We start from the raw sequence: 21,757 nt of genomic DNA on the forward strand, positions 1-21,757 counted from the left end.
AATTTTTTTATTCATTTAATTAGGAGAGGTATCATGCATGCAAAAGAGCTACTTGAGCTTGAACGCAAAGACATTCGAGCCTTGCATTATACGTGGATTGCATTTTTCCTAACCTTTTATGTTTGGTTTAATATGGCACCTTTGGCAACGTCCATGCTTGCCACAGAGTCATACCTTACCCCTGACCACATCAAACTTTTTTTAATTGCCAATGTGGCTTTAACCATTCCTGGTCGGGTTGTGGTGGGCATGGCGTTAGACCGCTTTGGTCCACGGCGGGTTTTTTCAATTCTGATGGTGGTCATGGCAATTCCAACATGGTTTTTTGCTTTTGGTAATACCACAACACAGTTATTTGTCGCACGGCTTTTTATGTCTGTTGTTGGGGCAGGGTTTGTTGTGGGCATACATATGACATCAATGTGGTTTAAGCCCAAAGACATTGGTTTTGCCGAAGGGTTTTATGCTGGTTGGGGGAATTTTGGCTCAGCGGCTGCTGCCATCACCATTCCAACCGTGGCATTACAGTTTTTTGGGGGTGATGATGGCTGGCGATGGGCGATTGCGGTATCAGGGCTTATCATGGCGATTTATGGGGTGATATATTGGTTCATCATTACCGATGGTCCTTCAGCCAAAACCTTTAAAAAGTCTCGCAAGGCAGGGGCGTTAGAGGTATCCACTTATAAAGATTTGTTGGTTTATTGTTTGTTCATCATTCCATTGTATGGCATTTTATCAGTACTGGTTTATCGCACACAAGCCATGGGATTTTTAAGCGATGTTGGGGCGATGATTGCCTATGGGGTGATTGCCGTTGTGGTGCTATTACAGATTTATAAAGCCATCAGTGTGAATTTGCCAATCATTAAAGCAGGCATTCCTGAAGATGACAAATATCCTTTTAGCTCGGTGGCTTCTTTAAACATCACCTATTTTGCTAACTTTGGGGCAGAGCTTGCGGTGGTGTCAATGTTGCCCATGTTTTTTCAGACGACTTGGGACTTAAACCCAACCACTGCTGGTCTGATTGCGTCTACTTTTGCTTTTGTCAATTTATGGGCACGTCCATTGGGTGGCTATATATCCGATAAAGTTGGCAGTCGTCGAACCGTGATGTTGGCATACATGTTGGGCATCAGCATTGGTTTTGCCTTAATGGGATTGTTGAATTCAAGCTGGCCGCTGTTCATTGCGGTGTGTATCACCATTTGTTGTTCAATATTTGTGCAAGGCGCAGAAGGGGCAACTTTTGGCATCATTCCATCTATTAAGCGCCGTCTAACTGGGCAAATCTCTGGCATCACAGGGGCATATGGTAATGTGGGGGCGGTATTTTACTTGTTTATTTTTACCTTTGTTGAGCCAAATCAGTTCTTTTTTATCATTGCCATTGGGGCGTTGATTTCGTGGATTTTTTGCTTTATTTGGTTAAAAGAGCCAAAAGGGGCATTTGGTGATGAGTACCACATGTCTTCTGTGGATAAACGCTTGGCTGAGCAAGAAGGGCTGGACATGCACTGAGCAACCAAACAAATAAAGCCAACTCACTGATTAACTTACCCCCCTTAACTTACTCCCCCACTAAGTCTTTGGCTTAGTGGGGGATTTTTTATCATATCGCTGACATAACACCGCTTATGGTCAGCCTAATCTTTGGCAGTTTTTTTAAGTATCAGTTTTTAAACATCAAGATTTTGTACTGCCCATACTGCCACTTCTACTCGTGAGCGAAGTTGGGTCTTATTAAGCACATGTTTGACATGTACTTTGACGGTTGATTCGGCAATGTCAAGTTTGTTACCAATCATTTTGTTACTCATTCCCTGTGCAATCATGGTAACCACTTGTCGCTCCCTTGAAGTCAGTTCAGAAATGACGTTTTGATTGGCAGGTTTTCGCATCGCCTTTGCCAATACTGGGGCAAGACTTGGGCTGATGACCAATTCTCCTTTTAGGATTTTTCTGATGTCAATGATGATGTCATTTGGCTCCATGTCTTTTAGTAAATACCCATCTGCTCCCAACTCTAAAGCGTCTTGCACATCTTCACTGTTATCAGAGACAGTAAATAAGATGACTTTTCCTGTGATGTGTTGCTGACGTATTTTTTGTAAGGTTTCAATGCCTGTTAATACGGGCATATTATTATCAAGCACAATCAAATCAACATCATGATTTTGTAAGTAGTCTAATGCTTGTTGACCGTTTTCTGCTTCTGCCACCACTTGCACATCTTCTTCCAAATTCAGTAGGTCTTTTAGTCCTCTTCTTAGCATGGGGTGGTCATCAACCAATAGGATTTTTGCAGGAAACAGAGCGGTAAAAATGGTCATAAATATAAGCTCCAGTCATGATGTTGTTTGGGGCGTGTCCCTATTTGGATAATGTGGCTAAAAATAGATAAAATCGTAAGCCAACAAGACAAATTGTGCAGATAATATTGGAATATTGTCAAATAATTTAACGCAGTTTTGCCAGATTTTGGCATTTTTAGCCCATTAAAACTTGGTGTTCTAAACTTGTTGTTCTAAATTAGGGACACGCCCTAACGTTTAATAAAAAAAGCAGGTAAAAATTCAACTTTAACAATCACGCCATGTGGCTGATTGGCACTGATGGTAAGCTTGCCATTTAGGTTTCTGACTCTTTCGTGCATAATCATCAATCCATGATGTTGGCTTTGGTCAATTTTGTCATCATTCATGCCCACACCATCGTCTGTGATTTGCATGATGACTTTATTTTCTGATTTTATATAGCCCAAATCAATCATCACATGGGTTGCTTTGGCATGTCTATGAATGTTCGATAAGGCTTCACGAGCAATTTGCAGTAAATCAATTTGTTCATTTGCTTCAAGGTTGATGCTCATCACTCGGTTGTTTATGTGGACATGAAATCCTGCTCTTTGGGCAAAGTCGTCAGCTGACATTTGTAATGCGTGGTCAAAATTATCACCGTCAATTTTTAGTCTAAATGTGACCAAAAGCTCTCTTAATTGACGATAAGCATCGTCTAGGCCTTTTTTAACATGGTCAATCACTTGCTTGGTCTTTAAATCATCAAAATCTATCTTCCGCTCTAGCATGCTGACTTGGATTTTCAGATAAGACAATGATTGAGCCAAAGAATCATGCAATTCTCTGGCGATGGTGGTGCGTTCTTCTAACAATAAAATCTGGTGTTGTTGTTGGCGTTGCTGACGTAACGATAAGGCGGTGCTGATGAAGTGTGTTAAAGTTTCAAACAAATCATTCTCAGCAGGGCTAATATCAAGCCAAGTAGGCGCAGATTCCACCACGCCATCTTTAGATAAGCTGACACTGTTGATGTGATGTTTGGCATTTTCTTTAGGCATGACTTGCTGAACCTGCAACTCGCCAAATGTTTCACCCAAATGGGCAACGGTATAACGGCGAGTGTTGGCATCATTTTTTAGGTAACACTCTTGGCAGTTTATTTTTTTGCAAATGTCTTGTGTGCCACCACGATGTAAGGAGATGTTGTCTTTTTCAGCATGGATATCATATTGCAGGCACAACACCAAATGATAATTGGGCATTAAACTGGCATATTGTTCAATGAGTTTGTTGAGCATCTCAAGTTTGACTGGGCGTGTGGACATTTGTTGCCCAAATTCATACAAAATTGATAAGGCAGCATTGGCTCGAGTTAAATCTTTGGTTTTACTGATGACTTCATTGTTCAGATGTCTTTGGTTGGTTTCTATGGTGTCTGCCATGGCGTTAAAGCTGTCAGCTAAGTCTTCAAATTCTTTATAGCCTTTAATATGCACACGAATTTTTTGGTCATCACGAAAGACACGATTGGCATCTATCAGATTTTTAATGGGATTTAAGATGTTTTTTTGTAATTGCAACATGCCTGTAAACATGACAATCATGGTAATGATTAAAGAAAAAGCATGTATGCTTTGTAAATGACCAAGTCGCTTTTCATTTAAAGATTGTAGTTTAACCACATAATCATCTACCATGACCACATAATGAATTGAAGACAGATAAAAATCATCTTTACGCTGAGCAAATATCATGGGTTTAAGCACTTGATGCCAATGTTTTTGAATGTCATCAAACATCTGTTGTGATTCATCTTGGTCAGATGATTTGTTGGATTGATAAACCGCCAATTCTGTTAGGCGATGATCCATGTCTTCAATTAAAAGCTGTTGAAATGCCTTGCTGTCATCTAAGCTAATGCCATCTGGATAGGTAGAAGTCAATGTGTGTTGAGCATATTGTTGATTCAGCCAACTTTTTTCATCAGCTGAAAATTGAGCATGAGAAAATTCCCGTGACCATTCATTATTAAAGCGATATATCGCCATTCTTATTGAGCCTGCGGTGTTAATTGCCCTAGCATCACCTTCTGATTCCCAAGATAACAGACCGCTTGTCACAGTGGTGGTGATTGCCAACAATGCAATGACCGTCACCGCTAACCATGCTCGCATCGGTAAAGAAAGCTGAAATTTATACACGCACCCATCCATTCATCATTCAAACACAAAATTGTCTATTCTTCTTAACGTCTTACAGATGCTTTAACGACATAAGAATCATGATTATATCGTAATTTGGCAGTTATCCGTTAATTCGCATTTATCCATTCACTCACTGGCGACACGCCCTAACATGCCCATCAACAGTGACAGTTTGGTTGGGGATTGGTGGTTGGTTTAAGTGGTTGGTTTAAGTGGCTGGTGGTAGCAACCTACTCCTTTTTGTGTATTTTGACGGCTCGCTTTTGTTGATAGAGTAATCTGCTAAATCAAAAATTAACCGATGGGTTTTTATCTTTATTTTTTTTATTCATCTTTATTTGCTTATTCATTCCATTTACCCAATCCCATTAATTTCAACCCCATTCACAGAGGGCATCATGGCAAATCAAACATACAAAGGTGGCGTGAAAATCACCGACTGGCGACCAGAAGATGAGACGTTTTGGCAACAGCATGGTAAAACCGTTGCCACTCGCAACTTATGGATATCGATACCTGCTTTGTTATTGGCATTTGGGGTGTGGGTGGTGTGGTCGGTGATTGTGGTGAAGATGCCTGAGGTTGGTTTTAATTTTGATAAGTCGCAATTATCGTGGCTTTTGGCTTTGCCTGCATTATCTGGGGCAACCATGCGAATTTTTTATTCATTTATGGTGCCTGTTTTTGGTGGCAGACGTTGGACAACCATCTCAACTGCGTCGTTACTTATCCCCATGGTATGGCTTGGCATTGCCATTCAAGACATCAATACGCCGTTTTGGGTATTTGCTGTCATTGCGTTATTGTGTGGTTTTGGGGGTGGTAATTTTTCATCAAGCATGTCAAACATTTCATTCTTTTTCCCAAAATCTCAGCAAGGCATGGCATTGGGACTAAATGCAGGTTTGGGTAACTTGGGCGTTTCTACCATGCAATTTGTTGTGCCAGCAGTGATTGGGTTCGCTCTGTTTGGGGCGATGGCAGGTCATGGACAAATGAGCGAATCAGGTCATGTTCTGTATTTACAAAATGCTGGGTTTGTGTGGGTCATTCCCATTATGATTGTAACGGTATTGGCTTGGTTTGGCATGAATGATTTGGCAGGAGCGTCTGCGTCGTTTAAAGAACAAGCGGTGATTTTTAAGCGTCAGCATAATTGGATCATGTGTATTTTATATCTTGCCACATTTGGTTCATTTATTGGGTTTTCAGCGGCATTTCCAATGGTGATTAAACAGTCATTTCCAGATGTTGACCCATTAAAGGTGGCGTTCTTAGGGCCTTTAGTGGGTGCATTGTTCCGTCCTGTGGGCGGATGGATTGCGGATAAATTGGGCGGTGCAAAGGTTACTTTATACAATTATGTGGTGATGACATTGGCAGTGGTTGCGGTGATGTATTTTCTAAAAGCAGGTAATTTCATGGGCTATTTTATGTGCTTTATGGTGCTGTTTATCACCACAGGCATTGGTAATGGTTCGACATTTCGTATGATTCCTGTGATTTTTCGCACCATGCACGAACGCTTAAATACCCCAAATGTCATTCATGAAGCTCGTAAAGAGTCGGCAGCTGTGGTTGGTTTTGCTGGCGGGTTTGCAGCTTATGGTGGTTTTTTTATTCCTAAAATGTTCGGTTCAGGTCTTGGGGTCAATGGCACGTTCATCACTTTGATTGTTTTTTATGTGATTTGTATTGCGTTGACATGGTGGTATTACAGCCGTAAAGGGGCAGCATATCCTTGTTGACAATCCATCTGATTGACAATCCATCTGGTTAATAATCCATCTGATTGATAATCCATGCTGGCAATAAAATTTATGGTTAAAAAGAGATTTTATGGCTAAAAAGAAAATTCATGCTTCATCAACTCAACTCATGATGCTTAAGAGGAATTTATGGCACTTTTTCCTAACACACCAAACCAATCTGGTTCAACCAACATAACCGATGTCATCATCGTAGGAGCAGGACCTGCAGGATTAAGCTTTGCAAGCAGTATCGCTGACACAGGGTTAAACATCGTCATTGTTGAGAAAAATAACCAAGAGATCATTAGTAACCCTGCCTATGATGGCAGAGAAATTGCTTTAACCCATGTCTCAAAGCGTATCATGCAAGACATTGGTATGTGGCAACGCATTGATCCACAAGATATTCATACCCTAAAAGATGCCAGTGTGTTAGACGGTCATTCTCCCTATCAATTATATTTTGCAACGGCAAATGTGCCTTTTGGTCAATCTGTTGCTAATTTGGGGTATCTGATATCCAATCACTTAATTCGTAAGGCAGCTTATCAAGTCGCCATCAGTCACCCTAATATTGACATTCGTTATGGACACGGTGTTAATAAGGTCTTTAATCATGAACATGGGGTTCGTGTGATTTTGGATAATGATGATTCATTAGAAGGCAAATTGTTGGTGGTGGCAGACAGTCGTTTTTCTACCACTCGCCGTCATTTAGGCATCACTGCTGACAGTTATGATTTTGGACGGAGTATGATTGTGTGCCGTATGTCACATACTTACTCAAATCATCAGCGTGCAGTTGAGTGTTTTTATTATGGCATCACTTTGGCGTTACTGCCATTAAGCGATACGATAACCAACTGCGTCATTACTGTTAAAAATCAAGATGCAGATGCGTTAATGGGGTTATCTGATGCACAATTTGCTAAAAAAGTACAAGGTTATGCCAATAACGAATTGGGTGAGATGACTTTAATCAGCAGTCGGCATATTTATCCGTTGGTTGGGGTACATGCCAATCGCTTTATCAGTACTCGCACTGCTGTGATTGGCGATGCTGCTGTTGGCATGCACCCTGTAACAGCCCATGGGTTTAATCTGGGATTGCATGGCGTACATACTTTATCAAAACAAGTCAAAAAGGCCGTGAGGCTAAAACAAGACATCGGCAATCATGAGTCATTGCGTCGTTATGAACGGCAGCACATGCTCCTTACTCGCCCTATGTATCATGGAACCAATGCCATGGTTAAGCTGTTCACAACAGACAATAAACCTGCCAAACTCGCTCGTACCATGGTCTTACGAGTCAGTAACAACCTAACACCATTAAAGGCTCTGATTACCAAACAGTTAACTGGTTAATCTTTGGTCAGACAACGTTAATAACAGAAAGTTTACCAACGAATTTTACTGACCATCTTATCTACTACTAAATAGGTAGACACTCTGCCCATTATGACAATAGCATCATTTCTTAGCTGTCTTTACACTAGATGGTCATCATCAGGCTTTTTAACCATCAACCTTATTTTTATTCATTGACTTATTTTAGCCATCAACTCACGTTAACCATCAACTGTGGTATCGACCAATTAAGGATAAATTCATGAGCCATTTACTCGACCAACTGCGATTTTTTAAAAGAAAACAAGGTGAATTTGCCAACAGCCACGGTGAGACTCGCCATGAAAACCGTGAATGGGAAAACAGTTATCGGGCACGCTGGTCATATGACAAAGTGGTGCGTTCTACACATGGGGTGAACTGCACAGGTTCATGCTCTTGGAAAATCTATGTCAAAAATGGTCTGGTAACCTGGGAAACACAACAGACGGACTATCCTCGCACTCGCCCAGATTTGCCCAACCATGAGCCTCGTGGCTGTCCTCGTGGGGCAAGCTATAGCTGGTATATGTATTCTGCCAACCGCTTAAAATACCCAAAAGTGCGTAAACCATTATTAAAATTATGGCGTGAAGCCAAAGCCAAACATACCGACCCTGTTTTGGCATGGGCAAGCATTGTTGAAAACCCTACCAAATCTGCTGAATACAAGTCAAAACGAGGCTTGGGTGGTTTTGTACGCTCATCTTGGCAAGAGTGTGCAGAAATCATTGCAGCAGCCAATGTTTACACCGCCAAGACCTTTGGCCCTGACCGCATCATTGGTTTTTCACCCATTCCTGCGATGTCCATGCTCAGTTATGCGTCAGGGTCAAGATATTTATCGCTCATAGGCGGTGCATGCTTGTCGTTTTATGATTGGTATTGCGACCTGCCGCCAGCTTCTCCCATGGTTTGGGGTGAGCAGACCGATGTTGCTGAATCTGCTGATTGGTACAATTCTGATTATATCATTGCGTGGGGCTCAAATGTGCCACAAACCCGTACGCCTGACGCTCACTTTTTTACCGAGGTGCGTTATAAAGGCACAAAAACGGTTGCCATTACCCCAGATTATGCTGAAATTGCCAAACTTTGTGACCTATGGCTGAACCCAAAACAAGGCACAGATGCCGCCTTGGCTCAAGCATTTTGCCATGTCATCATCAAAGAGTTTTATCTGAAATCTCAAAGTGATTACTTCCAAGACTATGCCAAACGCTACACGGATTTACCCATGTTGGTGGTGCTTGAAGAAAAAGATGATAAGTTTAAAGCAGGGCGTTTTTTACGGGCATCTGACTTAATTGACAATTTAGGTCAAGAAAATAATCCTGAATGGAAAACCATCGCCATGAACCAAAATGGTGAGCTTGTTTCACCTTATGGCTCAATCGGTTATCGCTGGGGTGAAACAGGGCGTTGGAATTTGGAAAATAAAGAAGGTCAACATAATGGCGATGTGGATTTGACTTTGTCATTAAAAGGTTCTGGCGAGACGGCAAGCGTTGGTTTGGACTATTTTGGTGGTGATGAACACCCCTATTTTACCGCTGCTGCTGGTGATGCCATTCAGTATAAAAACATTCCTTGCCATACCATCAGTCTTGCCAATGGACAAACCGCCAAAGTCGCCACCGTTTTTGATTTGATGGTTGCCAATTTGGGGGTTGATAATGGGCATGGTGGTCAAAATGTCACCGATGATTACAATGATGCCAACATCGCAGGTACGCCTGCTTGGCAAGAAAAAATCACTGGTGTCAGTCGTGAAAAGGTGATTCAAATCGCCCGTGAATTTGCCGAAAATGCCCACAAAACTCAAGGCAAATCCATGGTCATCATCGGAGCAGGCATGAACCACTGGTATCATCTTGACATGAATTATCGTGGTGTGATTAATATGCTGATGCTCTGTGGCTGTATTGGCAAATCAGGGGGTGGCTGGGCTCACTATGTGGGTCAAGAAAAGCTCAGACCACAATCTGGTTGGGCACCTGTTGCGTTTGGGTTGGATTGGCACAGACCACCACGCCACATGAATGGCACAAGCTTTTTTTACAATCACTCAAGCCAATGGCGACATGAAACTGTCTCTGCCCATGAATTGCTTTCATCTCATGCCAATAAATCGCAATTTCCAGAGCATATGCTCGATTACAACATTAAAGCTGAGCGGGCAGGTTGGTTGCCATCTGCCCCCCAATTAAACCAAAATCCACTGACCATTGCCCCCCAAGCAAAAGCCAAAGGCATGAGTGTTCAAGATTATGTGGTTGAAAGTCTGCACAATGGGTCATTGCGCTTTGCTGCCGAACAACCCGACAATCCACAAAATTTCCCACGCAATATGTTTATCTGGCGGTCAAACTTACTGGGTTCATCAGGCAAAGGGCATGAGTACATGCTCAAATACTTGTTAGGGACAAAAAATGGCTTATTGGGTGATGAAACGGTACAAACTGGCTTTAAACCCAACGAAATTGACTTTGTTGAAAATGCCCCAACGGGTAAAATTGATTTGGTAACCACCTTAGACTTTAGAATGTCCAGCACATGTTTGTATTCTGACATTGTACTGCCCACCGCCACATGGTACGAAAAAGAAGACATCAACACATCAGACATGCACCCATTTATCCACCCATTCACCGCCGCCACTGACCCTGCGTGGGAAGCAAAAACTGACTGGGAAATTTATAAATACATCGCTAAGGCGTTCTCTCGCCTTTGTGTTGGGCATTTGGGAACACAAACCGATGTGGTTACCTTACCCATGCAACATGACAGTGCCGATGAATTGGCTCAACCCTTTGGTGGCACAGATTGGAAAAGTGCAGGTGAAAAACCCATACCTGGCATTAATTGCCCACTCATCAAAGTCGTGGAACGAGATTATCCCAGCACCTATGCCAAGTTCACTTCTCTTGGTCCTTTAATGGATAAGCTTGGTAATAACTCTAAAGGCATTGACTGGGACACCAAAGAAGAAGTGCAACAATTGGGGCAGTTAAATTATCGCATTCATGATGACAGCGTCGCCAACACACGCCCCAATATGAGCAGTGTCGTCAATGCCATTGAAACCGTACTGATGCTTGCTCCAGAAACCAACGGTCATGTTGCGGTTAAAGCATGGGCAGAATTATCCAAAAAAACAGGACGTGACCACACTCATTTGGCAAAAGCCAGTGAGCATGAAAAAATCCGCTTTAATGACATTGTTGCCCAACCCAGAAAAATCATTTCAAGTCCCACATGGTCAGGGCTTGAATCTGACAAAGTCAGCTACAACGCAGGCTACACCAATGTGCATGAACTGATTCCATGGCGGACAATCACAGGCCGTCAGCAATTTTATGTTGAGCACCCTTGGATACAAGCCTTTGGCGAACAAATGCAACAATACCGTCCGCCAATTGACACCAAAACCACCCAAGCATTTAAAAAATATCAATCCAATGGCAACAAAGAAATTGTGCTTAATTTCTTAACACCACACCAAAAATGGGGCATTCACAGCACCTATTCAGAAAACCTATTGATGCTTACCTTAAGTCGTGGTGGTCCAATTGTTTGGATAAGTGAGATTGATGCCCAAAAAGCAGGCATTGAAGATAATGATTGGATTGAAGTCTTTAATGCCAACGGGGCAATCACCGCCCGTGCGGTGGTCAGCCAGCGAGTCAAAGAAGGCATGACCATGATGTACCATGCTCAAGAAAAACTGGTGAATATCCCAGGTTCTGAAAACTCAGGTACTCGTGGTGGTATTCACAACTCGGTTACCCGCACCATCTTAAAGCCCACTCACATGATTGGTGGTTATGCCCAATTCTCTTATGGCTTTAACTACTATGGTACGGTTGGTTGTAACCGTGATGAATTTGTTGTGGTGCGTAAAATGGCAAATATTGACTGGCTAGAGGGCAAGGCTGATGATGAATTGCCACGCCCATTACCCACCACTTTGGACTGATGATTTTACAACATATCATGACACATTTTACTAAGCTGTCGCTAGGTCAAGGAAAATTAAAATGAAAATTCGCTCACAAGTTGGCATGGTGTTAAACCTTGATAAATGTATCGGTTGCCATACCTGCTCAGTCACTTGTAAAAATGTTTGGACCAGCCGAGAAGGTATGGAATACGCATGGTTTAACAATGTGGAATCCAAACCCGGTATCGGTTATCCAAAAGAATGGGAAAACCAAGGTAAATGGAAAGGTGGTTGGATACGCAATGCAGATGGCTCAATTAATCCCAAAATTGGGGGTAAATTTAGAGTGCTTGCCAATATTTTTGCCAACCCAGATTTGCCCATGATAGATGACTATTATGAACCATTTGACTTTGACTACCAACATCTGCATACCGCCCCAATTGGTGAACATCAGCCCATTGCACGCCCTCGCTCCTTAATTACAGGCAAACGCATACAAAAAATTGAATGGGGGCCAAATTGGGAAGAGATTCTTGGGTCAGAGTTTGCCAAGCGTCGCCGTGATAAGAATTTTGATGACATACAAGCTGACATCTATGGGCAATATGAAAACACCTTTATGATGTATTTGCCACGCCTATGTGAGCATTGTCTAAACCCAACTTGTGTGGCATCGTGTCCAAGTGGGGCAATTTATAAGCGTGAAGAAGATGGCATCGTGCTGATTGACCAAGACAAATGCCGTGGCTGGCGTATGTGCATCTCAGGCTGCCCTTACAAAAAAATCTATTACAACTGGAAATCGGGCAAATCAGAAAAATGTATCTTCTGTTACCCCCGTATTGAAGCAGGCATGCCCACCATTTGCTCTGAAACTTGCGTCGGTCGCATTCGCTACCTTGGTGTATTATTGTATGATGCAGACAAAATCCACGAAGTTGCCAGCCTATCAAACGAACAAGATTTATACCAAGCACAACTTGATATTTTCTTAGACCCACATGACCCCAAAGTCATCAAACAAGCCTTACAAGACGGCGTGCCAATGAGCGTCATCGAATCTGCTCAAAAATCCCCTGTCTATAAACTGGCAGTCGATTGGAAGCTTGCTCTGCCCTTGCACCCAGAATACCGCACCTTGCCTATGGTGTGGTATGTGCCACCATTATCACCCATTCAAAACGCCGCCGAATCAGGCAAAGTGGGCATGGACGGACTGATTCCAGATGTGGACAGTTTACGCATTCCTTTAAAATACCTTGCCAACATGCTCACCGCAGGCGATGAAGAGCCTGTACGCTTGGCACTAAAACGCCTGCTTGCCATGCGAAGCTATAAACGCCTGCAACTGGTTGAAAAACAAGATGCCCAAGAGGTGTTAGACGCTGTTGGCTTAAGCGTTGCCCAAGTGGAGGACATGTATCGCTATCTTGCCATTGCCAACTATGAAGACCGTTTTGTTATCCCAACCGCCCATCGTGAAGAAGCCCTAAGCGATGCGTTTGCTGAACGCAATGGTTGTGGCTTTACCTTTGGCAATGGTTGTACAGGAGGTAATGACACCCACATGTTTGGACAAAAGAAAAATAACAAGCGTGATTTTATCAAAACCGTACAAACATGGGAGCTATAAATGACATCTGCCACAGACATGAAACTGCTTAAAGTCATCAGCTTGCTCATGGATTACCCTGAACACGAACTGTTTATTGATGATAACTTAGACCAATGCAAACAGCTTGTCATGCAAAGCCGTCTTATCAGCCCTGAGGTGCGACAAGACATCGCCACCTTAATTGACCAGATGGCTGCACTCGGTGAGCTAGAAGCACAAGCCAAATATGACAGCCTATTTGAGCGAGGTCGTTCCTTATCTTTATGGCTATTTGAACATGTTCATGGCGAAAGTCGAGACCGTGGGCAAGCCATGGTGGATTTAATGGCTCAATATGAAATGGCTGGATTTGAGATTAACGCAAAAGAATTGCCTGACTATCTGCCGATGTATTTGGAATTTTTATCCCACCAAGCCACCATCAACCATGATGAGATGCAGATTCGTGAAGAAATTGCCAACATTAGCCACATTGTTACCTTATTGGCAGCTCGCTTAATGGACAAAAACAGCCACTATGTTGGTCTATTTAAAGCATTGTTGCAAATCGCAGGCGAACCACTGAGTGTCATTGACCAAGAGCTTGCCAAAATGCACAAAGACAACCAACCTGCTGATGACACCACCGAAGCGATTGACAAAGCATGGGAAGAAGAAATGGTGGATTTTTTGGGAGCAGAACAACAAAACTGCCCATCAAACCAAACCAAACAGCGTATCGCAAACCTACAAGGTGAACAAGCTCAACGCCAAGCCGAAGTTCCTGTGCATTGGGTTGACTTCAACCAATCCGCCAAAGCCACCACACAAGGAGTCTGATTATGAACACAACAAACCCAGAAGATTGGTTACATGTCTTTTTATTTGGCATTTATCCCTACATCGCCTTGACAGTGTGCATCTTTGGTTGTTGGGCAAGATTTGACTTGTCTCAATACACATGGCGTGCAGGCTCAAGTCAAATGTTGTCAGATAAAGGCATGCGATTGGCAAGCAATTTATTTCATATTGGCATCATTGTCGTATTGCTTGGGCATTTTTTTGGCATGTTTACCCCCCATTTTATTTATGAACGCATCATCACCGCACCACAAAAACAACTGATGGCAGTGATTGTTGGTGGCATTGCAGGGATAATGTGCTTAATTGGGCTTATCATGTTGATTTGGCGACGCTTTACCAACCCACGCATCAGCCACACATCAACTTTTAGCGATAAGATGTTACTGTTAATTATTTTGCTTCAATTGGTCATGGGACTTGCAACCATTTGGTCATATCCAACGCATCGTGATGGTGCATTGATGTTAAGCTTGGCAGGGTGGGCACAAAACTTGGCGATATTACGCCCAGTCTATGCCGCTTCATTGGTCGAAGATGCTGGACTGATTTATAAAATGCACATGTTTTTAGGCACAACCTTAATCTTACTTGTGCCATTTACTCGCTTAATCCATATCATTTCTGCCCCAATTTGGTATCTTGGCAGGCGTTATCAAATTGTCCGCCAAAAAACGGCTCAATAATCTATCAGCACCCTTGACATACCCCACCACCAAACTCATCAGTTATGGTGGGGGAGTCTTTGCGACCCATAACAACCTAAGCTTAGATTGAGTTATTACCTTTCGTCATGCCACCATCGCTGAATAGTATCGGCATGAGGGAACTCTTTACACAGTAGCAAGTCCTGCCACATCAGCTAACGCCTGCTTTCGTATATTACTTGATGCATTGACATCACGGTCATGCTGTGTTTGACAGCCAGGACACGCCCAATTTCTGACTGACAACGGCAGACTGTCTAATTTGTAATGACAATGCGAACAAATTTTACTACTGGCAAAGAACCGATTTACCTTTAGGATATTCTTACCATACCAATTCGCCTTGTAAGTAAGTAGGGTAACAAATTGACCTAAGCCCACATCATGAATCGCTTTGGCAAGTTTATGGTTCTTTACCATATTTTTTACACCTAAATCTTCAATCGCATAACTGGTAGCTTGGTTTTCGCAAATCAGTTTATGCATGGTATTTACCTGTGGCTGTCTTAGAGATGGTAACTGTTTTTATATTGCCAACAAATTCACGGCTAAATATGGTTTTGATGCCTTTGATTTTGGGTAGGTTGATGATGCCTTGTTCAAAGTTTACTGTGCAATGTTGGGGACATTGATAGCTTTTTCGTGGGATTTTTTTAGATTTAAAGCGTGGAAACTTAGCCTGACCTTTGAAGAAGTTAGTAAATGCGATATGTACATTGAGCAAGGCATTAAGTAACGATTGGCTATTGACTTCATTTAGCCATGCAAACTTGCCTGTTTTCTTTTTCTTAACCAACTGGCTTTGGATTTTGGTTCGTGATAAAGATTTGCCAAACATGGCATAGTAGCGTTGTTGCAATGCCAACGTCAAGTTGAATACAAACCGATTATAGCCAAAATGCTTTTTGATTAGCATGGCTTGTTAGCTGATTGAAATATGGGTATGATTTAGGATTATTTTTATTTAGTGTCAATTTAGACAATATATCGAAAAACAAGAACGCCCTGCTTGGGTCGCTTGTGCTTACATCTCCACCTAAATCAAAGATTATGGGTGGAGAATTACGCAGGATGAGTTAAAACTGATTTTATTGTTTATTAAAGCATCAGTATTAGAGCATTCATTTAGGGCATTTTTTTCAGCTCAAGAGTGTGAATAAACCGCCCTTCTACTTGCAAAACGGTTAATTGCCAACCGTCAATGTCCACACTTTCTCCAGATAAATCACCAACACTGCCCAGCTTTTGCATCACCAAACCGCCCATGGTATCCACTTCACTGTCATCAAATGCCGCGCCCAACGCTTCATTACAACTTTCAATCAATGTAGATGCTTGTACTATCCAAACATTTGGCATACTGGCATGGGGTACGATGTTGTTAATGTTACTGTCTTCGTCTAAATCATCATGCTCATCAACGATGTCACCGACAATTTCTTCAAGCAAATCTTCCATGGTAACCACGCCAGCAAAGTTACCAAAGTCGTCCACCACCACTGCCATATGCACTTGAGTTTTTTGTAGTAAGCGTAGCAAGGTATCAGAGCGGGCATTTTCGTTAATGTACAAAGGCTGTCTGACCAAATCTCTGATGCGAAAAGTGCGTGATTGAGCGTTGGCAGTACTGGCAGTGTTGTCATCGTTGCCTTTATTGGCTTTGTCAGCCTTATCAGCTTTGTCGGCTTTAATGGTCGCCATCAACAGTGGCAATAAATCTTTGGCAAGCAAAATGCCAATGACCGCATCACCATCTTGACTGTCAAAAACAGGATAACGTGAATGAGCAGATTCTAAAAACACCGCCATGATGTCTTCAAGACCATCTAATTCATGTAAACCAACCACGTTAGGCCGTGGGGTCATGATTTCACGAATTTGTGTGGCGGGCAAATCCAACACGCCCTCAAGCATGTCAACCGTATCAGGTTGCAAAAATTGGCGAGAATCATGAACAATGTCAATGAGTTCATCACGAGTTTCAGGAGCGGCGGACAACCAGCGTTTTAGACCTCGTGACCAGCCAGAAGAAGTACTAAAATGGGAACTGTCGTCAGACATGGGGGGTGTGTTAACCTCGCATCATTACCAAAAGTTGTCTCACTTTATCCGATGCCACCCATACAATCAATAGGCTTTTTTTGATTTTTTAAGCAATGACCATTAATGACCATTTGAGTTGAGCAATGACCAATTTGCACCCCATCAGCTCATTTGCACCCAATGCACCACCCGCTCTTCAATCTGCTCTTGCGATACGCTTGGTTCTGGCACACAACGACCAGCCGCTCCAATATTTGCCTGCTTCATCAAAATGGCAGATTTCACCTTGTCTTGAGTGATTAGTGGGTGCCAATTTGGTAATGACTGACTACGATACAGACGCTTATAAGCACAGCTGTCTGGTAGCCACAACATCTTTGGCAAATCGGTTACCGTCAGTTGAATGCAATCAGGTACTTTGGCCTGACGGTTGGCATAATCTTGACAATGACCTGTTTGGCAATCAAGCAACTGACACGCCACATCTGTGTATTCAACCAAGTGGGCAGGTGTGTCATCGTCCAAAAACTTCACCAAACAGCACACACCACAGCCATCACATAAAGCTTCCCATTCGGCATCAGTCAACTCGTTAAGGGGAAAGTGTTGCCAAAAATTAGGGCGTAAGATTGACTGAGACTGATTGGTAAGTTGAGCCGTTGCTTGAGCCGTGGTTTTAACAATGGTGTCTGATTGTAATTTAAGTTGTGATGTGGGTTGCAATGTGGTAAATGTGGTATCAGCTTGCTTCATGTTTGTTATTTGTTTATTTGTCAATGTCTATTTATCAATGTTTATTTGTCAGACTTTTACCAGAAATTTATCAATAATCTGTCAGCCTAGTCTATCGACCATCTAAGAAAATGACGAAGTTTAACACGTTTGTTCTGTTGTGCGGTGGCAAATTTTGTTATGGTATGCTTATAAAGCAAAGGTTGGCTTTAACTGTTGTCATTTATTTTTTTTCGCAACACCTTTGTTAACAACGTTTTTTTTTCACAACATTTTAACTCATCGTGCGTCATTCTCCACCCATAATCTTTGATTTAGGTTGACACTTAAATAAAAATAATGCTAAATTATACCCATATTTCAAAAAGTTAGCTGTTGCTTGTATTCATGAAAAAGTACGCAACCAGCGCTTAAAATTACACCATAAAGTCACGCATAAACTGATTTGCGAAAACCAAGCTACCAGTTATGTGATTGAAGATTTAGATGTAAAAAACATGGTAAAGAACCATAAAAAGCAGGCATTAGCTGATGTAGCAGGATTTGCTACTGTGTAAAGAGTTCCCCCAGTATAATACTTATCAGCGTAAGTGTGCTGGCGAAAGGTAACAATTCAATCTAGGTTGGGATTGTTATGGGTCGCAAAGATTCCCCTACCATAACCGCTAGGTTTGGTGGTGGGAGTATGGCAATGGTGGTGGGAGTATGGCAATAAGGAAGCACCATGAGCATCAAAACTTACCAACTACATAGCACCACAAAACAAGGCATTGAGCTTATCAGTTATGTGGCGTTGCCTGACTCTGCCAGTGAAGACAATCCTGTTGCTGGTATCTTGGTTGCTCCAGAATGGTGGGGAGTGGTTGAACACCCCAAACAAGTCACCGAACGCCTTGCCCAAGTAGGCTTTGCTGCGGTGGCAATGGACGTGTACGGCGAAGGCAAACTGACCACCGATGCCATTCAAGCCAACGAATGGATGACACAGATGCTTGATGACCAAGACAAGCTGATGGCTCGTTGCCAACAAATTTTAACTGACTTTAGCGATCAAATGGCGGTTGATGCGAATCGATTGGGGGCCATCGGCTTTTGCTTTGGTGGCAAAATCGTCCTAGACATGGCACGGGTTGGCATGCCATTAAAAGCGGTTGCTACCTTTCATGGCAACCCCACCCCAAAACAACCTGCCCAAAAAGGCATGTTTCATGCCAACGTGTTGGTGGCTCATGGGCGTGATGACAGCATGGTGTCGATGCAGGCCATTGAAAAATTAAAACAAGAGCTGGACAATGCCAATGTGAGTTATCAAGTGGACGTCTATGACAACGCCAAACACGGCTTTACCAATCCCAACGCCGATAAACGCGCTTCTGAAAATGATGTGGACTTGGGCTATCATGAAACTGCTGCCAAACAAAGTTGGGAGAAGATGATTGACTTTATACAAAATAACTTATCAAAGTAACTTATCAAAGTAACTTATCAAAGTAACTTATCAAAGTCATTCATCAAAATAATTTATCAAAATAATTTATCAAAATAATTTATCAAAATAATTTATCAAAATAACTTATCAAAATCATTCATCAAGCCAACTGATGACCCATCATCTCCATAAATTCATAACCCAAGCCCATTGCCCGTCAATGGGCTTTTTGCTTATTGATTTTTGCTGATTATTGGCTAAATGTGTTGTTGGTTATGTAAAAAAATAATTTACAAATCGTCTATTTGGTGAAACAATGCTTTTTTAATTTGGCTCAAGTTAATTGGATTTGTTTATATTTGATTTTTTACATTAAAAGATGACATTTAAATAAGGACATACACAGTATGACGCAAAATATCAACCACTTGGAAGGCGATACGCCAATAAAGCCCCATAAAGACAGTGGTTTTATGGGACACCCAAAACCCTTACAACCGCTATTTTTTACTGAGATGTGGGAGCGTTTTTCTTATTATAGCATTCGTCCTTTGTTGGTGCTGTTTATGGTGGCAACCATTCAAAGTGGCGGGTTTGGCTTTGATGATGTTACTGCTTCTGCCATTTATGGTATTTTTGCTGGGGCAATGTATTTAATGGCAGTGCCAGGTGGTTGGCTTGCGGATAACTGGCTTGGGCAAGAACGGGCATTGTGGTGGGGCAGTTTAATCATTGCCTTGGGTCATTTGTGCATTGCGTTATCTGCCATGGTGGGTGCGTCGGTATTTTTTTTGGGGTTGATGTTCATTGTCATCGGTTCAGGGTTGTTTAAAACCTGTATTTCGGTGATGGTGGGGGCATTATATCCTGACGGTGATGGCCGTCGTGATGCTGGGTTTACGCTATTTTATATGGGCATTAACATTGGGGCGTTGTTTGCGTCTTTAATTGTGGGGATTTTTAAAGAACAAGGCATGTGGCATGTCGGCTTTGGGGTCGGTGGTTTTGGCATGTTGGTGGCTTTATTGTTGTATCGCTTTTATGCACGTGCCAGCCTAAAAAAATACGCTCAAGAAAATAACATTACTCCTGTGTGGGAGTACCCCAGTGGTCAGGTTGCCAATGTGGGGCGGTGGGTGTTTGCGGTGGTGGCGGTGCTTGCCGTGGTGGTTGGGTTAATTATGATGGGCATCATGCCATTTAATCCACAAGTGGTTGCTGAATACATGACTTATCTGATTGCAGGAACGATTGTTTTGTATTTTTTGTATCGCTTTATTAGCCCAAGTTTAAACAAAAATGAAAAAGTTCGTTTGTTGATTTGTTTTTTACTCATCATTGGTTCGACCTTATTTTGGTCAAGCTTTGAGCAGCAGCCCACTTCTTTTAACTTATTTGCCGACCGTTATACCGATTTGAATGTGATGGGCTTTAACATTCCAAGCCTCTGGTTTCAATCTTTAAATCCATTTTTTATCTTATTGCTTGCCCCCGTTGTCAGTGTGATTTGGGTCAAATTGGCAAATAAAGGGCTTGAACCAAGCAGTATGACAAAATTTGCTTTGGGCATGTTATTGGCAGCAGCAGGGTTTGGCTTGATGATTGTGGCAGCCAACCATGTGGTGAACCAACCCGGTACATTGGTATCGCCCATGTGGCTGGTGGGCAGTTTGCTCCTATTGACACTGGGTGAATTGGCACTTAGCCCTGTTGGCTTATCGTCAATGACCAAGCTTGCTCCTGAACGAATGCAGGGGCAAATCATGGGCTTATTTTTTGCGTCGATTGCGGTGGGCAATCTGGTGGCGGCGTTTTTTGGTGGCTATGTCACCGCTGATACCATTAATGACTTACCCAACTTATTTGCCACCATGGCGATATTTTTGGTGGTGAGTGCGGTGATGCTGTTAATCTTATCTCGTCCCATCGAAAAAATGCTCAAGAACTCAGAAACACTTAAGCAAGCGGAGTAAATGGCAGGCAAAATAAATAGCAGATGAGATAAGTCACAGATGGAATGAGCCTTAGGGTTACTAACTGTTTATTGAAATCTACCTAAACCTATGTAATAATTCTCAAATGAATAGATTAGTTAGTATCAATGAAGCATCAAAACGACTTGGCGTGTCCATCTCCACTTTGCGGAGATGGGACGAAACAGGTGTTCTTGTTGCTGAACGCACGCCCAAAGGTCATCGCAGATATGACATTAATAAACTGCACCCTAATTTTTACCACAATCTACCCATGCTCAAACGCAAAACAGTTGGTTACGCTCGTGTATCAAGCCACGACCAAAAGGACGATTTAGACCGTCAGATTGGTGTATTGGAGTTGTACTGTGCCAATCAAGGTTGGCAATTTGAAATCGTGGGTGATTTGGGTAGTGGTATGAATTACCACAAAAAAGGCTTAAACCTGCTTTTAGATGGCATTTTAAATGACGAAATTGGACGTTTGGTCTTAACCCACAAAGACCGCCTATTGCGTTTTGGCTCGGAGCTTATTTTCGCTTTATGTGAAAAAAAGAATGTGGAAGTTGTCATCATTAATCAAGGCGAAAACCCATACTTTGAAGAAGAATTAGCCCAAGATGTGCTAGAAATCATCACGGTATTTTCCGAAAGACTGTACGGCTCACAAAGCAAGAAAAACAAAAAAGTCTTAGAAGCAATTAAGGCGATGTTAGAATGACCTGTATTCGTGGACACATCATTGAGCTAAAACCTAACAACGCCCAAGCTACCCATCTCAAAAAGGCTTGTGGCGTTGCCAGATTTGCCTATAACTGGGCATTG

At 42.3% G+C, this 21,757-nt stretch carries 17 protein-coding genes and 1 pseudogene; 12 read left to right on the top strand and 6 right to left on the bottom strand.

The genetic code is table 11. The annotated features are described in order from the left end of the window. The first annotated feature begins 33 nt into the window (after positions 1 to 33). Positions 34 to 1,524, top strand: coding sequence for an MFS transporter (locus tag B0682_RS02115; protein ID WP_078306469.1), 1,491 nt, complete (start codon positions 34 to 36; stop codon positions 1,522 to 1,524). Positions 1,525 to 1,682: 158 nt separating this feature from the next. Here the strand turns inward: B0682_RS02115 and narL are convergent, their stop codons facing one another. Beyond that, positions 1,683 to 2,342 carry a two-component system response regulator NarL gene (narL, locus tag B0682_RS02120; protein WP_078306470.1) on the bottom strand — a complete coding sequence of 220 codons (660 nt, stop codon included), beginning with the start codon at positions 2,340 to 2,342 and terminating at the stop codon, positions 1,683 to 1,685. 206 nt (positions 2,343 to 2,548) lie between these two features. Further along, positions 2,549 to 4,504, bottom strand: coding sequence for a histidine kinase (locus B0682_RS02125; protein WP_158077840.1), 1,956 nt, complete (start codon positions 4,502 to 4,504; stop codon positions 2,549 to 2,551). 401 nt (positions 4,505 to 4,905) lie between these two features. On the opposite strand from B0682_RS02125, the gene B0682_RS02130 reads away from it, so the two are divergent. From B0682_RS02130 to narI, 6 genes are all read left to right on the top strand, one after another. Beyond that, the gene (locus tag B0682_RS02130) at positions 4,906 to 6,255 is read left to right on the top strand and encodes a NarK family nitrate/nitrite MFS transporter (RefSeq protein WP_078306472.1); all 1,350 of its coding nucleotides are present in this window, start codon (positions 4,906 to 4,908) and stop codon (positions 6,253 to 6,255) included. 150 nt (positions 6,256 to 6,405) lie between these two features. After that, positions 6,406 to 7,626 (top strand): 5-demethoxyubiquinol-8 5-hydroxylase UbiM, encoded by a 1,221-nt coding sequence (gene ubiM, locus B0682_RS02135; protein ID WP_078306473.1) that lies wholly within the window; start codon positions 6,406 to 6,408, stop codon positions 7,624 to 7,626. 244 nt (positions 7,627 to 7,870) lie between these two features. Further along, complete coding sequence (locus B0682_RS02140) at positions 7,871 to 11,626, top strand: nitrate reductase subunit alpha (protein ID WP_003657675.1); 3,756 nt, start codon at positions 7,871 to 7,873, stop codon at positions 11,624 to 11,626. A gap of 61 nt (positions 11,627 to 11,687) precedes the next feature. Next, positions 11,688 to 13,226 (top strand): nitrate reductase subunit beta, encoded by a 1,539-nt coding sequence (gene narH, locus B0682_RS02145; RefSeq protein ID WP_078306474.1) that lies wholly within the window; start codon positions 11,688 to 11,690, stop codon positions 13,224 to 13,226. Next, positions 13,227 to 14,027 (top strand): nitrate reductase molybdenum cofactor assembly chaperone, encoded by an 801-nt coding sequence (narJ, locus tag B0682_RS02150; RefSeq protein WP_064608242.1) that lies wholly within the window; start codon positions 13,227 to 13,229, stop codon positions 14,025 to 14,027. Positions 14,028 to 14,029: 2 nt separating this feature from the next. Next, positions 14,030 to 14,734 (top strand): respiratory nitrate reductase subunit gamma, encoded by a 705-nt coding sequence (gene narI, locus B0682_RS02155; RefSeq protein WP_078306475.1) that lies wholly within the window; start codon positions 14,030 to 14,032, stop codon positions 14,732 to 14,734. Positions 14,735 to 14,881: 147 nt separating this feature from the next. Here the strand turns inward: narI and B0682_RS09590 are convergent, their stop codons facing one another. The 4 genes from B0682_RS09590 to B0682_RS02170 form a co-directional block, all read right to left on the bottom strand. Further along, positions 14,882 to 15,241 carry an RNA-guided endonuclease TnpB family protein gene (locus tag B0682_RS09590; RefSeq protein ID WP_240494821.1) on the bottom strand — a complete coding sequence of 120 codons (360 nt, stop codon included), beginning with the start codon at positions 15,239 to 15,241 and terminating at the stop codon, positions 14,882 to 14,884. Then, on the bottom strand, positions 15,234 to 15,671 hold the full coding sequence (locus B0682_RS09595; RefSeq protein ID WP_240494822.1) for an RNA-guided endonuclease InsQ/TnpB family protein: 438 nt from the start codon (positions 15,669 to 15,671) through the stop codon (positions 15,234 to 15,236). The genes B0682_RS09590 and B0682_RS09595 overlap by 8 nt, the downstream gene beginning before the upstream one ends. Before the next feature lie 209 nt (positions 15,672 to 15,880). Beyond that, entirely contained in the window at positions 15,881 to 16,816 is a 936-nt protein-coding gene (locus B0682_RS02165; RefSeq protein WP_078306476.1) for a CBS domain-containing protein, read from the bottom strand. A 144-nt stretch (positions 16,817 to 16,960) separates the two neighbouring features. Further along, the gene (locus B0682_RS02170) at positions 16,961 to 17,551 is read right to left on the bottom strand and encodes a YcgN family cysteine cluster protein (protein ID WP_078306477.1); all 591 of its coding nucleotides are present in this window, start codon (positions 17,549 to 17,551) and stop codon (positions 16,961 to 16,963) included. A gap of 359 nt (positions 17,552 to 17,910) precedes the next feature. Here B0682_RS02170 and B0682_RS02175 point away from each other — a divergent pair. The 5 genes and pseudogenes from B0682_RS02175 to B0682_RS02195 form a co-directional block, all read left to right on the top strand. Next, positions 17,911 to 18,087: pseudogene (locus B0682_RS02175) on the top strand (transposase); the annotation flags it as partial. A 167-nt stretch (positions 18,088 to 18,254) separates the two neighbouring features. Beyond that, entirely contained in the window at positions 18,255 to 18,998 is a 744-nt protein-coding gene (locus B0682_RS02180; RefSeq protein WP_078306478.1) for a dienelactone hydrolase family protein, read from the top strand. Between the two features lie 368 nt (positions 18,999 to 19,366). Further along, positions 19,367 to 20,932, top strand: coding sequence for a peptide MFS transporter (locus B0682_RS02185; protein ID WP_078306479.1), 1,566 nt, complete (start codon positions 19,367 to 19,369; stop codon positions 20,930 to 20,932). A gap of 106 nt (positions 20,933 to 21,038) precedes the next feature. Beyond that, entirely contained in the window at positions 21,039 to 21,653 is a 615-nt protein-coding gene (locus B0682_RS02190) for an IS607 family transposase (RefSeq protein ID WP_078306480.1), read from the top strand. Continuing rightward, a partial coding sequence (locus tag B0682_RS02195) for a helix-turn-helix domain-containing protein (RefSeq protein WP_158077841.1) occupies positions 21,650 to 21,757 on the top strand: 108 nt, incomplete at its 3' end. The genes B0682_RS02190 and B0682_RS02195, both read left to right, overlap by 4 nt.

The sequence above is a fragment of the Lwoffella lincolnii genome (assembly GCF_002014765.1).
GTDB classification, from domain to species: Bacteria; Pseudomonadota; Gammaproteobacteria; order Pseudomonadales; family Moraxellaceae; genus Psychrobacter; species Psychrobacter lincolnii.